Source organism: Bradyrhizobium sp. 17, assembly GCF_023073515.1.
Taxonomy (GTDB): Bacteria; Pseudomonadota; Alphaproteobacteria; order Rhizobiales; family Xanthobacteraceae; genus Bradyrhizobium; species Bradyrhizobium canariense_D.
The window spans coordinates 198,093-211,479 of record NZ_JADPJQ010000073.1; the positions used below are offsets into that span (position 1 = coordinate 198,093).

At 65.9% G+C, this 13,387-nt stretch carries 10 protein-coding genes and 1 pseudogene; 8 read left to right on the plus strand and 3 right to left on the minus strand.

The features are described from left to right. Window positions 1-92: 92 nt before the first annotated feature. On the minus strand, window positions 93-1,208 hold the full coding sequence (locus IVB13_RS14765; RefSeq protein ID WP_247489362.1) for a ring-opening amidohydrolase: 1,116 nt from the start codon (window positions 1,206-1,208) through the stop codon (window positions 93-95). Window positions 1,209-1,506: 298 nt separating this feature from the next. Between IVB13_RS14765 and IVB13_RS14770 the strand changes: the two genes are divergently transcribed. The 4 genes from IVB13_RS14770 to IVB13_RS14785 all read left to right on the plus strand — a co-directional run bounded on the left by IVB13_RS14770 (window position 1,507) and on the right by IVB13_RS14785 (window position 6,346). Beyond that, window positions 1,507-3,843 (plus strand): Tex family protein, encoded by a 2,337-nt coding sequence (locus IVB13_RS14770; protein WP_018453652.1) that lies wholly within the window; start codon window positions 1,507-1,509, stop codon window positions 3,841-3,843. A 186-nt stretch (window positions 3,844-4,029) separates the two neighbouring features. Further along, window positions 4,030-4,497, plus strand: coding sequence for a hypothetical protein (locus IVB13_RS14775; RefSeq protein WP_247489364.1), 468 nt, complete (start codon window positions 4,030-4,032; stop codon window positions 4,495-4,497). 96 nt (window positions 4,498-4,593) lie between these two features. Next, complete coding sequence (locus tag IVB13_RS14780) at window positions 4,594-5,286, plus strand: response regulator transcription factor (RefSeq protein ID WP_018453654.1); 693 nt, start codon at window positions 4,594-4,596, stop codon at window positions 5,284-5,286. Further along, window positions 5,273-6,346: a HAMP domain-containing sensor histidine kinase gene (locus IVB13_RS14785; RefSeq protein ID WP_018453655.1), complete on the plus strand. Its 1,074-nt coding sequence runs from the start codon at window positions 5,273-5,275 to the stop codon at window positions 6,344-6,346. Before IVB13_RS14780 ends, IVB13_RS14785 begins: the two co-directional genes overlap by 14 nt. Here IVB13_RS14785 and IVB13_RS14790 read toward each other — a convergent pair. Further along, window positions 6,343-6,714: a helix-turn-helix transcriptional regulator gene (locus IVB13_RS14790; protein ID WP_007614569.1), complete on the minus strand. Its 372-nt coding sequence runs from the start codon at window positions 6,712-6,714 to the stop codon at window positions 6,343-6,345. The two genes, IVB13_RS14785 and IVB13_RS14790, sit on opposite strands and share 4 nt — an antisense overlap. Continuing rightward, window positions 6,711-7,577: a S1C family serine protease gene (locus tag IVB13_RS14795; protein WP_247489366.1), complete on the minus strand. Its 867-nt coding sequence runs from the start codon at window positions 7,575-7,577 to the stop codon at window positions 6,711-6,713. Before IVB13_RS14795 ends, IVB13_RS14790 begins: the two co-directional genes overlap by 4 nt. 202 nt (window positions 7,578-7,779) lie before the next feature. Between IVB13_RS14795 and IVB13_RS14800 the strand changes: the two are divergent. The 4 genes and pseudogenes from IVB13_RS14800 (at window position 7,780) to IVB13_RS14815 (ending at window position 13,385) form a co-directional block, all read left to right on the plus strand. After that, window positions 7,780-8,743, plus strand: a pseudogene (locus IVB13_RS14800) (VOC family protein). Between the two features lie 63 nt (window positions 8,744-8,806). Next, window positions 8,807-9,682 (plus strand): dihydrodipicolinate synthase family protein, encoded by an 876-nt coding sequence (locus IVB13_RS14805; protein ID WP_018453659.1) that lies wholly within the window; start codon window positions 8,807-8,809, stop codon window positions 9,680-9,682. Window positions 9,683-9,850: 168 nt separating this feature from the next. After that, entirely contained in the window at window positions 9,851-10,936 is a 1,086-nt protein-coding gene (locus IVB13_RS14810) for a trypsin-like peptidase domain-containing protein (protein WP_018453660.1), read from the plus strand. Window positions 10,937-11,060: 124 nt separating this feature from the next. Beyond that, window positions 11,061-13,385: a xanthine dehydrogenase family protein molybdopterin-binding subunit gene (locus tag IVB13_RS14815; protein WP_247489369.1), complete on the plus strand. Its 2,325-nt coding sequence runs from the start codon at window positions 11,061-11,063 to the stop codon at window positions 13,383-13,385. Window positions 13,386-13,387: the final 2 nt, after the last annotated feature.

The window sequence follows — 13,387 nt, forward strand, 5'->3', positions numbered from 1 at the left end:
AGTTTCGCACAGGAACACTTTAATCAACTGAGCGGCGCGAAGGGCAGGGTTGCGCCGGATGGAGAGGTAATCCCGAATTGCATGCGCGCGCATCAATTGGAGAACTTTGCGATCACCGCGACCGGCCCGCCGCCGGCTGGGCCCTGATGCTCGGCGCCGCCGGAGACGTAGACCGCACCAGTGCCGGCGAGGCCGGCAATCAACCCGCCAACGGCAGCCCGGGCGTGGCGTGTCGAGCTGATATCGGTATCTTCGAGCATGGTGTGGCGGAAGCCGCGCACGCTGCCATCAGGGGAGGCCTCGGCCTTAGCGAAGATGTTGACAAGCTTGCTGCCGGTCGTCGTCTGTTGCCCGGCACGGAGCCCAACGCTCTCCAGCGCCGCAAGCACCGCGGCGGCGTCGATCGCATCGCTCATCACGGCATGCCCGATCTCGAATTCGCTCGTCGAGGACATCGAATTGCCGAGCACGATGACGACGTTATGCATGAGCTCGATCCCGGACGAGGTCGAGGCGACGTTCGAGAACAGATCGTAGCGTCGCAGCACGTCCTCATCACGAACGACGCCGGTTGCGATCTCGCCGAGCGCGACCGCAACGCCGAGCGCGGAAGCGCCGCGCGCATAGGCCATCGAACTGTAGGCGCTGGTCGTCGCTGTCTTGTGACCGCGCGCATTCGCCGCTTCGACGCGCTCGCTGGTGAGCAGCGGGCATTTGATCTGCACGAAATGGACGTCGGCGGGATCGGCGATCCCGGCATCCGCCATCGCGGCCTTCACGGCCTTGGCTGTCTCCGTGATCTGAGCGGAGCGGCCGAGCTCTTCAGGGAGAAAATCCCGCGTGTACGCCATGCCGATGCTCAGGCGCTTGCCGGAGAGGCCTGCCGGGCGCTGTAGAATGTCCTGGCGCGTGAACACCGTGATGTGCGGGCTGAGCACGCCCTCGGTGCCGCCCGACATCACGAAAGCGATGCGTTGCTCGACCTCCTGCGGCGACAGCCCGAGCTGCGGCGCCAGCGCCGTGCACAGCGCGGCAACGGCATATTCCCGGGTGAAGTCATTGACGCCGCCATTGCCTTCGGTCTTGCCGAGGATCGCCAGGATGGATGCCGGATCGATCGCGCCGGAGCCGATCATGCTCATCAATCCGGAGACGTCGCCGGGGCCTCTGGTGGCGACCTTGAAGACGCCGACCGATGTCGTCCGCATTATAATCCTCACATGAAGTTCAGGAGTCCGGCAGACAAAACAGCCGCTGAACCGGGGCGCCTGTCAAGGTGTCGAGGCAATCCCCGTCGTCGTCCTGGCGAAAGCCAGGACGACAGCAGGACGTGCGCCGTCTGCGTAGCACCCACGATTGTGGCGAGATCGCATCGCTTCGACAAAAAATCCCTTGTCGACGGTCGTCCGCCGCACCTTGATGAATCAACCCCGATTGGTCCATAAGCGGCGTCCCGCAGCCGGTGGTTCGCCTCCGCGATGCGTGCTTGGATAGAGGGGTTCTCGCGTGGTAAATATCAACCAGAAAATTGCGCAGGAGCTTGGGGTTCGGGCGGAGCAGGTCGAGGCGACAGTGGCGCTGCTCGACGGCGGCGCCACGGTTCCCTTCATCGCCCGCTACCGCAAGGAAGCGACCGGTGCGCTCGACGACGCACAATTGCGCACGCTGGAGGAGCGCCTGGGTTACCTGCGCGAGCTCGAGGACCGCCGCAAGGCCATCCTCGAATCGGTCCGCGAGCAGGGCAAGCTCGATGCGGCGCTGGAAGCCTCCATTCTCGCCGCCGACAGCAAGGCGCGCCTCGAAGACATCTATCTGCCGTTCAAGCCGAAGCGCCGCACCAAGGCCGAGATCGCCAAGGAAGCCGGCCTCGAGCCGCTCGCCAATCAGCTCATGGCCGAGCCCACCAACGATCCGAAGGTGGTCGCCGAAGCCTTCGTCAATGCCGAGAAGGGCGTTGCCGATGCCGCTGCGGCACTCGACGGCGCCCGCGCCATCCTGGTCGAGCGTTTCGACGAAGACGCCGACCTGATCGGTGCGCTTCGTGAGGAGGTGTGGACCAATGCGCGCATGACCTCCAAGGTGCGCGACGGCAAGAAAACCGAGGGCGAAAAGTTTGCCGACTATTTCGAGTTCTCCGAGCCGCTGACGAAGCTGCCCTCGCACCGAATCCTCGCAATGTTCCGCGGCGAGAAAGAAGAAATCCTCGATCTCCAGATCCAGGCCGAGGCCGAACCATCGCCCCCGGGCGTGCCGAGTGTGTATGAGCTGAAGATCATGAAGCGGTTCGGCATCGCCGACCTTAAGCGCGCCGGCGACCGCTGGATGATCGATACCGTGCGCTGGGCCTGGCGCACCAAGATCCAGGTGCATCTCAACATCGACCTGCGCATGCGGCTGTGGAATGCGGCCGAGACAGAGGCCGTGCGCGTGTTCGCCTCGAACCTGCGCGACTTGCTGCTCGCGGCGCCCGCCGGGACCCGCGTCACCATGGGTCTCGATCCCGGCTTCCGCACCGGGGTCAAGGTCGCCGTCACCGACGCGACCGGCAAGGTGGTGGATACCGCCGTGATCTATCCGCACGAGCCGCAGCGGCAGTGGAACGAGGCGCTTGCGATCCTCGGCAAGCTCGCGCTGAAACATCGTGTCGAGCTGATCGCGATCGGCAACGGCACCGCCTCGCGCGAGACCGACAAACTCGCGGCCGACCTCGTCAAGGGCCTGCCCGACTTGAAGATGACCAAGATCGTGGTGTCGGAAGCCGGCGCGTCGGTTTATTCGGCCTCGGCGTTCGCCTCGGAGGAGTTGCCGGGCCTCGACGTCACCCTGCGCGGCGCGGTGTCAATCGCGCGGCGGCTCCAGGATCCGCTCGCCGAGCTCGTCAAGATCGAACCCAAGGCGATCGGCGTCGGCCAGTACCAGCACGACCTCGGCCAGGCCAAGCTCGCCAAATCCCTCGACGCCGTGGTCGAAGACTGCGTGAACGCCGTCGGCGTCGACGTCAACACCGCGTCCGCTCCGCTGCTCGCGCGCGTGTCGGGCGTCGGCTCCGGCCTCGCCTCGAGCATCGTGGCACACCGCGACGCCAACGGGCCGTTCAAGTCGCGCAAGGCGTTGAAGGACGTGCCGCGGCTCGGCCCCAAGGCGTTCGAGCAGTGCGCGGGCTTCCTGCGCATCCTCGGCGGCGAGGACCCGCTCGACGCCTCCGGTGTGCATCCGGAAGCCTATCCGGTGGTGCGCCGGATTCTCAGCGCCACCAAGAGCGACATCAAGGCGCTGATCGGCAGCAGCGACATCGTTCGCACGCTGAAGCCGAAAGACTTCGTGGACGAGACGTTTGGTCTGCCGACCGTCACCGACATCCTGCGCGAGCTCGAGAAGCCCGGTCGCGACCCGCGTCCGGCCTTCAAGGCAGCTGTGTTCATGGACGGCGTCGAGGAGATCAAGCACCTCAAGAAGGGCATGATCCTCGAGGGCACCGTAACCAACGTCGCGGCGTTCGGCGCCTTCGTCGATATCGGCGTGCACCAGGACGGCCTCGTGCACATCTCGGCGATGTCCAAGACCTACATCAAGGATCCGCGTGAAGTGGTGAAGCCCGGCGACATCGTCAAAGTGAAGGTGCTGGACTTCGAGGTCGCGCGCAAGCGTATCTCGTTGACACTACGGCTTGACGACGAGGTCGGCGCCAAGAAGGACGCGCCCGGCATGCAGCGGGATAACAGCTCACGCAACCCGTCCCGCATGACGTCGTCGGCCCCGCGCCAGCAGGAGTCTTCCGGCGGCGGTGCGCTCGCCGAAGCGCTGCGCCGCGCGGCCGAGAAAAACGGCGGCAAGCGGGCGTAGCTTCTAACCTCTCCCCGCTCTCACCCCACCCCCCGCAAGAACGGGGCGAGGGAGTGAGAGAGCAGCGTCTCCCTAACTTCCGCGTCAGAATCTGGCGCGTTTGTAAGTTGAAGGCGCCTGTCCCTTTCTCTCATCTGATCCTCCTCGCGCGGCAGAATATTGTCGCGCAGCACGGAGGATGCTTCGATGGACAACAGGATTCTCAAAGGCCTCACCGCGGTGACGATCGCAGCGGTGATGGCGCTCGCTTCACCGGTGCTTGCCAGAGGGGGTGGCGGTGGCGGTGGCGGTCATGGCGGATTCGGCGGTGGTGGGCATTTCGGTGGCGGCGGCATGCACACGGGAGGCTTCGGCGGCGGCATGCACACCGGTGGCTTCGGTGGTATGCACGTCGGCGGCATGGGCGGCGCCCGTTTCGGCGGCCCGGGCTTTGGCGGTGCACGTTTCGCGCATGCGGCGATCGGGCCGCGCTTCGCTGGCTCCGGCTGGCACGGCAGGCCCTTCATCGGCCGCCACGCCTTCTTCCGGCACCACCATCGCTTCTTCTTCGGAGCACCTTTCATCTATGCCGGCTACTATGACGGCTGCTGGCGCAGGAGCTTGACGCCCTATGGGTGGCAATGGGTCAATGTGTGCGGAGACTCTTGGTACTAGCATCGCCGTACCGCACCATTGCGCGATCGTCATCGGACGGTTCCGCTCAGCCCCGGAACGGGATAGTCTGGTGGCGATCGTCGCGCGGAGTTTGTCATGACCGGAGCTCACCGCCGCATTCTGGTCGTCGAGGACGACGCGGAAACCGCAGGCCAGCTCGTCGAGGAGCTGACGACTTCCGGCTACGACGTCGATCTCGCCGCCACCGGGCGCGAAGCGCTCAGCCACGGCGCCGCGCGCGACTATGCCGTGATCACCATCGACCGCATGCTGCCCGACATCGACGGCATCAGCGTGATGCGCCAGTTGCGCGACGACGGCATCGCCGCGCCGTTCCTAATCATTTCCGCACTTGGCGAGGTCGACGACCGCGTGCGCGGCTTGCGGGCCGGCGGCGACGATTATCTCGTCAAGCCGTTCTCCTTCACCGAATTGCTGGCGCGGCTGGAGGCACTCGGCCGGCGCAGCGACACCGTCGCCAAGGAGACGATCCTGCGGGTCGGCGATCTCGCCATCGACCTGATCGCACGCAGCGCGAGCCGCCGCGGCCGGAAGATTCCGCTGTTGCCGCGGGAATTCCAATTACTCGAATATCTGGTCCGCAACGAGGGCCGCGTCGTCTCGCGTGCGATGCTGCTCCAGCATGTCTGGGATCTGCATTTCGATCCCTCCACCAACATCATCGACGTCTATGTCGGACGCGTCCGTCGCAAGGTCGATGATGCCCAGGCCTATCCGCTGATCCACACCATCCGCGGCATCGGATATTGTCTCCGTGCTCCTGGCTAAAACGCTCCGCTCCTCGACCTTCCGCCTTGCGCTGATCGCGATCGCGGCGTTCGGGCTGATCGTCGCGGCGATCATGGCCTATGTCTATTTCGGCACGATCGCCTATGTGCAGAGCCGTGTCGGCGATGCCGGCGACCACAGCGGCTTCACCGCGATGATCGAGCTCGCAATGGCCGCTGTCGCCGTGCTGATGCTGGTGCTCGCCGGGCTCGCCGCGGTGCTGGTGACGCGCCGCACGGTCGGGCGGATCGAGGAGATCAACGCCACCAGCCGCGCCATCATGATGTCGGGCCTCGACCAGCGCATTCCCTTGCGCGGCAGTCACGACGAATGGGACCGGGTCGCCGAAAACCTCAACCAGATGCTCGACCGCATCGAGACTTTGATGGGAGAGGTCAAGCAGGTCAGCGACAACGTCGCCCATGATTTGCGTACGCCGCTGACGCGCATGCGGGGTCGGCTGGAAAAGGCTTATCACGCCTCGCGCAATGGCGAGGCCGACGCGGCGCTGATCGGTGACACCATCGCCGATCTCGACGCCGTGCTCGGCATGTTCGCCTCCATCACGCGCATCTCGGAGATCGAGACCCGCGCCCGCCGTAGTGCGTTTCGCACCCTCAATCTCGCCGAAATCGCCGGCGAGGTCGTCGAGCTCTACGATGCCGCCGCCGAACAGGTTGCGACGCGGCTCAGCCTCGGCGGCGATCGCGAGGTGGCGATTATTGGCGATCGCGACCTGCTGTTCGACGCTATCGCCAATCTCGTCGACAACGCGATCAAGCACGGCTGCAAAGGCGGGCAGGTGACCGTCACCTGCAGCAGCACCGACGGCGGTGCGACGATCGCGATCGCCGACGACGGCCCGGGCATTCCGGCGGATCAGCGCGATCACGTGTTCAAACGCTTCTACCGGCTCGAGCAGAGCCGCTACACCCCGGGTAACGGCCTTGGCTTAAGCCTGGTCGCCGCGGTCGCTCGCCTCCATGGTGCCGAGATTGCCCTGCACGACAACGCGCCGGGCCTGACGGTCCAGCTCAGCTTCCCGCCGCACCCGACCTAGAGCTCGATCACGCCGCGGCGGGCCGCATGTGCCACCGCATCGGTGCGGCCGGTAGCGTCGAGCTTGTCGAGCAGCGAGCCGACATGGAATTTCACCGTGTGGACGGAAATGCCGAGCTGACGCGCGATCATCTTGTTGGAGCCGCCTTCCGCCATCAACGCCAGCACGTCGAGCTCACGCTGCGTCAGCGCAATGTCCTCAGGCATGATGCGCGGATCGCGAGTGACAATCGTCGCGGCGGCCTTCTCGCCGGGTTCGGCGAGGCGAAGCCCGGCGATATTGCCGAGCAGAGCAGCCAGGCGATCGGCGAGGGCGGGATCGTCGATCTCCAAAGCCAACACGATCTCGGGCGCGATGTCCTCGCTCACGCCGCCGGCCTCTCGCCGATCGTGACCTTGAAGCTGACCGGCTCGCCGCCGCGGCGCGCCGCGATATCGACCACCGCGCCCACGCTCGCCGGACCCAGCGTCCGCGACAGCGCGCGCACGCCGGACAACTTCTGGTCGTTGACCGCGACGATGACGTCGCCCTGGCGGATGCCGGCCGCCGCCGAAGGGCCGGCCTTGTCGACATTCATCACCATCGCGCCGACGCCGTCGTCGAGCCGGACCGGCTGCAGCCCGAGGCCGAGATATCCGCGTGCGATGCGGCCGCGCGCCTCTAACTGGGCCGCGACCCGCTCGATCGTCGCTGTCGGGATCACCAGCACACGCCTCGGGCCGAGCACGGCCATGCCGAAGGCTTCGCCCGATGCGTCGAGCGCGAGGCCGCCCTGCTGGCTGGAGCGCAAGCGGACGTCGAGCTCGATCCGCGCGTCGATGTCGCCGCCGCGCAGGGAGCGCCAGCTCTTGCCGGACTGCGACACCATCGCGAGCGCGGCGCTCGGCGTATCGCGGTTGGTGGCGACGACGACCGACAACGCGCCAAGGGGCGGCACAATTGTGGCCAGCTTGACCGGGGCAATCGCCGTATCGGCGCGCAGCAGTGCGATATCCGTCGTATGGTCGCGGCCGGCGATCGTGGCGGCCGCGGTGCTGCCGTCGGGGAGGCCGATCTCGACGTCGCCCTCGTCGGCCAGCGCCTCGTCGGCGGTGACGATCAGGCCGGGTTTCCAGACCAAGCCGGTGGCGCGGGAACGATGCGAATGGACGGCGACGACGGACGGCGCGGTGCGGGACACCATATCCGCGAGCGCGGACGACAGCGAAGTCAGGGGAGTTGAGTCGGTCATGGCAGGCTCCTGTAAAGCTGTCCTCAATCTGGGATGTGGCGGGCGATCGCGTAACTGGCCGCATGGCCAGGAAATAAGCAGGGAAGCTGGTCCGGAAGACCACGGCCGACGAACATGTGATTGGAGCCGCTCACGGGAACGTGTAGCAATCGGCTCAACTTTGTGCCGTACGGCCTCAAGCCTTTTTTGCGAGCCCTGATTGATGACCATCGACCTTACCCGCCGCACCCTGCTTAAACTCGCCGGCGCCAGCTCGCTCGCAATGGCGGCTGCGGGCGCAGCGCGCGCCGAGGGGACACCGCAGGGCGGCGGGCCGACCTATGCCAGCCGCACGCCGATGCGGGTCGGCATGGTGACGCTCCGGGTGAAAAATCTCGACAAGGTTGCGGACTACTACGCGACGTGATCGGGCTCACCGTGATGGAACGCTCGGCGCGCGCCGCCAAGCTCGGCACGGCCGGCATCGCGCTGCTGGTGCTGGAGGCCCGTCCTGATGCCGAGATCGAGCCGCGCAACGCCGCCGGCCTCTATCACACCGCCTTCCTGATGCCGACCCGCAAGGACTTGGCCCGCTGGCTGGTAGCAGCCGCTTCGCATCGCGTGCCGCTGTCGGGCTTTGCCGATCATCTCGTCAGCGAATCCGTCTATCTCGACGATCCCGAAGGCAACGGCATCGAGGTCTATGCCGACCGCGATCCCTCGCAATGGCAGTGGAGCGAAGGCAGCGTGAAGATGGCGGCCGACGAGCTCGACATTCCCGACCTGCTGTCGCTGACCAATACGCGCGTGCCTGATTATGCCAAGGCACCGGACGGAATGCGCATCGGCCACATGCATCTGCGCGTCGGCGACCTCGCGCAGGCGCAGAATTTCTACCACGGCACGATCGGACTCGACCCGACCCGCAGCCGCAACGGCGCCGCGTTCCTGTCGTCGGGAGCTACCATCATCACCTCGGCATGAACGTCTGGCAGAGCCAGGGCGCCGGCCAACGCGACGATCAGGCAACGGGGCTCGCCTGGTTCTCGCTGGTGACAGCTAAGCAGGATCTGCTCGCCGCGCAGGAAGAGCGCCTGCGCAAGGGCGGCGCGAAAGTCACGGCGCTAGCGGACGGCGTTGAGGCGATCGATCCCTGGGGCACGCGGGTGCGGCTGATCAGGATTTGATCGCCGGCACGAGCGTTGGTAAGACCGTCAGGCGCTAGCCAGTTTCCGGGATTCACACCTGACATGTCCGATTTTCGCGGCGTCTTCCCTTATCTCGTCTCTCCCGTCGCTGCCGATGGCGCGGTGCGGACGAACGTCCTCGCAAAGCTCTGCGACGATCTGATCGGCGCGGGCGTCCACGGTCTGACCCCGCTCGGCTCGACCGGCGAGTTCGCCTATCTCAACGCCGCCCAACGCACCGCGGTCGTGCAGACCACGATCGAGGCGGCAAGGGGACGTGTGCCTGTTGTCGCGGGCGTCGCCTCCACCTCGACGGCAGATGCGGTGGCGCAGGCGAAGGCGTATCAGAAGCTCGGCGCCGACGGCATTCTGGCGATCCTGGAAGCGTATTTCCCGCTCGCCGACGCCCAGATCGAATCCTATTTCCGCGCCATCGCGGATGCCGTGGACATCCCCGTCGTCATCTATACCAATCCGCAATTCCAGCGCTCCGATCTCACCCTCGAAATCATCGCGCGCCTCGCCGAACATCCGCGCATCGGCTACATCAAGGACGCCTCGACCAACACCGGCCGGCTGCTCTCGATCATGAACCGCTGCGGCGATGCCTTGCGGGTGTTCTCCGCCTCCGCCCATATCCCGGCCGCGGTGATGCTGATCGGCGGCCTCGGCTGGATGGCGGGCCCCGCCTGCATCATTCCGCGCCAGAGCGTCGCGCTCTACGACCTCTGCAAGGCCGGCCGCTGGGACGAGGCGATGGCGCTCCAGCGCAGGCTGTGGCGCATCAACGAAGCTTTTGCCCGCTTCAACCTGGCGGCCTGCATCAAGGCCGGCTTGGCCATCCAGGGGTACGACGTCGGCGATCCTGTCCCGCCGCAGGCCGCTCTCACCGCCGATGCGCGCAAGGTCGTAGAAGCGGCATTGCGGGAGCTGGCGTAGCGGTTTGTCACGCGGCAATGGGCCCCGGCACGGGCAGCGGAACCGTCCTTAGCTGCCCGATTCGAGAAACTTCCATTCATTTTCGACGTTGCTGCGTGAGCTGGCTCTGTCACCTCCCGGCATGTGCATTCGAGAGATCGTCTTCAGCATACGACACGGTGATCACTGATGAATCGTCGCTACGCAATCATTGCGGCGGCTTTTGCCGCCCTGCTGCTCGTGGTAACTGCCGTGAAGGTCCAGCATGCGCCATGGACAACCCCCTCCGCGCGCGCCGTCGAGCAACGTGGTCCGCTGTCCGAGGCCGAAAGGGCCACCATCGACATCTTCGAACGAGTGTCGCCCTCGGTTGTCCAGGTTGCGGTGAGATCGGCCGCTACTCCTGTCATGGGAGAGGAGGGGCAGGGCGGCGCTTCCGGCACGGGATTTGTCTGGGACCGCGACGGGCATCTCGTCACGAACAACCATGTCGTGGCCAATGGCGGCGAGATCGCGGTGCGCTTTGCGTCGGGAGAGGTGGCTCGGGTTGATCTGATCGGCACCGCCCCCAATTACGATCTTGCGGTCCTGCGGATCCGCAGCGTGCGCGAGCTTCCACCGCAGGTGGCTCTCGGCAGCTCGACCGACCTGAAAGTCGGGCAATCCGCGTTTGCGATCGGCAATCCTTTCGGGCTAGATCAGTCGATGACGAGCGGCATCATCAGTGCCCTCAAGCGGAGGCTTCCGACCCATGGCGGCCGGGAGATTGCCAATGTCATCCAGACGGATGCCGCAATCAACCCGGGCAATTCGGGCGGGCCGCTGCTGGACTCCGCCGGCCGGCTGATCGGCGTCACGACTGCGATCATATCGCCGTCCGGCTCGAATGCAGGCATCGGTTTCGCGGTGCCGGTGGACGTCGTGAACCGGATTGTCCCCGAGCTTATTCGCAATGGCCGCGTGCCGACGCCCGGCATCGGCATCGTCGCCGCCAGCGAGGATGTGTCGACGCGGCTTGGCGTCCAAGGGGTGATCGTGGTCCGGACAGCCCCCGGCAGCCCTGCGGAACAGGCGGGGATTCGCGGTGTCAACTTGTCGACTGGAACGGTCGGAGACATCATCACCGCGGTGGAAGGCAAGCCGGTGCGGCGGCTCTCCGACCTGACTGATGCGCTCGAGCAGGCCGGTGCCGGTAAGACCGTTCGCCTCACGGTAAAGCGGGATTCGGACACCCGTGATATCAATGTGGGCATCATCGACATAGAGCGCTCCTGACCCGGCAATCTGCGGCCAAAGCGGACGTGACACGCAATGCAGATGTGCCGCGGCTCGGTTGTATCGACCGCAAAATCGGCTAAAACCCCCGCGGTCGTTTTCTGGGTTTCAAGGACATGGTGGAATGAACATTCTTCCCGGCAATTTGCGTTTCGGAGCGGGGCAGCCCGTCAAGCGTTTGGAAGACCAGCGACTGCTCACCGGGAAGGGGCAGTTCATCGACGACAAGCCGGAAGATGGCGCGCTGTGGTTGTACCTGCTGCGCTCGCCGCATGCCCATGCGAAGATCGTCTCGATCGACACCAGCGCCGCCACGGCGATGCCCGGCGTGACCGCGGTCTATACCGGCGCCGACCTCGTCAAGGACGACATCGGCGTTATCCCGACCTTGAGCATCTTCAAGCGCCCCGACGGCAAGCCGATGACGGTGCCGCCACGCCGTCTGCTGGCGCACGACATCGTGCGCTATGCGGGCGAGGCCGTGGCTGCCGTGGTGGCCTCCTCGCGTGCCGACGCGCAGAGCGCAGCCGAAGCGATCGTGGTCGAATATGACGTGCAGCCGGCGGTGGTCGATCCCGTCGAGGCGGTCAAGCCCGGCGCGCCCGTGGTGTGGCCGGAGGCCCCCGACAACATCGTCGGCGCGATGGCTTACGGCGATGCCGCCAAGGTGGACGAGGCTTTTGCCAGGGCGGCGCATACCGTCGAGCTCGATCTCGTCAGCCAGCGCCTGGTGCCCTCGGCGATGGAGCCGCGCTCGACCATTGCCGAGATCGACAAGACGTCCGGCCGTCTCCTGCTGCATGTGCAGTCGCAGACGCCTGCCTCGACCCGCGACGTGCTGGCCGAGGCCGTGCTGAAGCGTCCCAAGGACAGCGTTCGCGTGCTGGTCGGCGATATCGGCGGCGGCTTTGGCCAGAAGACCAACCTCTATCCCGAGGACGGCATCGTCGCCTATGCCGCAACCAAGCTGAACAGGAAGATCCGCTGGCGCGGCGACCGCACCGACGAATTCGTCGGTGGCACCCACGGCCGCGATCTTACCTCGACAGCTTCCTTTGCGCTCGACGAGAAGGGCAAGGTGCTGGCCTACCGCGTCAGCTCGATCGGCTGCACCGGCGCGTATTCCTCAGGCGCGGCCAACATCATCCCGCTGGTGCTGGGGCCGTTCGTGCAGACCGGCGTCTACGATTTGCCGCTGGTACATTTCGAGGTGAAGTCGGTGATGACCCACACCGCGCCGGTCGGCGCTTATCGCGGTGCGGGCCGCCCGGAGGCCGTGTTCATCGTCGAGCGCCTGTTCGACGCGGCTGCACGAAAAATCGGCATGGATCCGCGCGCGATCCGGAAAGCGAATTACATCAAGCCGGCGCAACTGCCCTATACGAATGCTGCGGGGCAGGTTTACGATTCCGGCGCCTTCGCGCACATGCTCGATCGCGCCGTGAAGCTTGCGGATTGGGACGGCTTTGCCGCGCGCAAGAAAGCGGCGAAGAAGAAGGGCCTGCTCTACGGCCGCGGGCTCACCTCCTATATCGAGTGGACCGGCGGCCGCGCCCACACCGAGAAGGTCAGCCTGCACGCGACCGCGCAGGGCCGCGTCGTCCTGCATTCCGGCACCATGGCGATGGGGCAGGGGCTGCAGACCACTTACACGCAGATGATCTCCGACACGCTCGGCATTGCCATGGACAAGATCGACGTGGTCCAGGGCGACACCGATCTGGCGACGGGCTTCGGCAGCGTCGGGTCGCGTTCGCTGTTCGTCGGCGGCACGGCGGTCGCTGTCTCCTCCAACGATCTGATTCAGAAGGCGCGTGAGAAGGCGGCAAACGTGCTGGAGACCTCGATCGAGGACATCGAATACCAGGGCGGCATGCTCACCGTGGTCGGCACCGACCGCCGCATCAGCCTGTTCGATCTGGCCGAGAAGGAAGGCGGCGCAAAGCTCAGCGTCGATTCCGAAGGCGAGGTCGATGGTCCGAGCTGGCCGAACGGCACCCATATCTGCGAGGTCGAGATCGATCCCGAGACCGGCGTCTCCAAGGTCGTGCGCTACACCACCGTGGACGACGTCGGTGTCGCCGTGAACCCGATGCTGGTCACCGGCCAGATCCATGGTGGCGTGGCGCAGGGTATCGGCCAGGCGCTGTATGAGGGGGTGTCCTATGATGCCGACGGCCAGCTGCTCACGGCGAGCTACCAGGACTATTGCATCCCGCGCGCCGACGACGTTCCGCCGATCGTGGTGACGCTCGACGATTCCGCGCCCTGTCGCACCAATCCGCTCGGCGCCAAGGGCTGCGGCGAATCCGGCGCCATCGGTGGCCCCCCTTGCGTCACCAACGGCGTGATGGATGCGCTCGCCGAGCTCGGCATCACCCAGCTCAACACGCCCCTGACGCCGCAGAAGATCTGGCAGGCGATCCGGGATGCGAAGGTGGGCGGTTAGCG

Excerpts from the sequence above, each read along its gene's own strand:
- IVB13_RS14775 (WP_247489364.1), top strand. The coding sequence starts at position 4,030 with ATGGACAACAGGATTCTCAAAGGCCTCACCGCGGTGACGATCGCAGCG.
- IVB13_RS14780 (WP_018453654.1), top strand. The coding sequence starts at position 4,594 with ATGACCGGAGCTCACCGCCGCATTCTGGTCGTCGAGGACGACGCGGAA.
- IVB13_RS14765 (WP_247489362.1), bottom strand. The coding sequence starts at position 1,208 with ATGCGGACGACATCGGTCGGCGTCTTCAAGGTCGCCACCAGAGGCCCC.
- IVB13_RS14810 (WP_018453660.1), top strand. The coding sequence starts at position 9,851 with ATGAATCGTCGCTACGCAATCATTGCGGCGGCTTTTGCCGCCCTGCTG.
- IVB13_RS14815 (WP_247489369.1), top strand. The coding sequence starts at position 11,061 with ATGAACATTCTTCCCGGCAATTTGCGTTTCGGAGCGGGGCAGCCCGTC.
- IVB13_RS14795 (WP_247489366.1), bottom strand. The coding sequence starts at position 7,577 with ATGACCGACTCAACTCCCCTGACTTCGCTGTCGTCCGCGCTCGCGGAT.
- IVB13_RS14805 (WP_018453659.1), top strand. The coding sequence starts at position 8,807 with ATGTCCGATTTTCGCGGCGTCTTCCCTTATCTCGTCTCTCCCGTCGCT.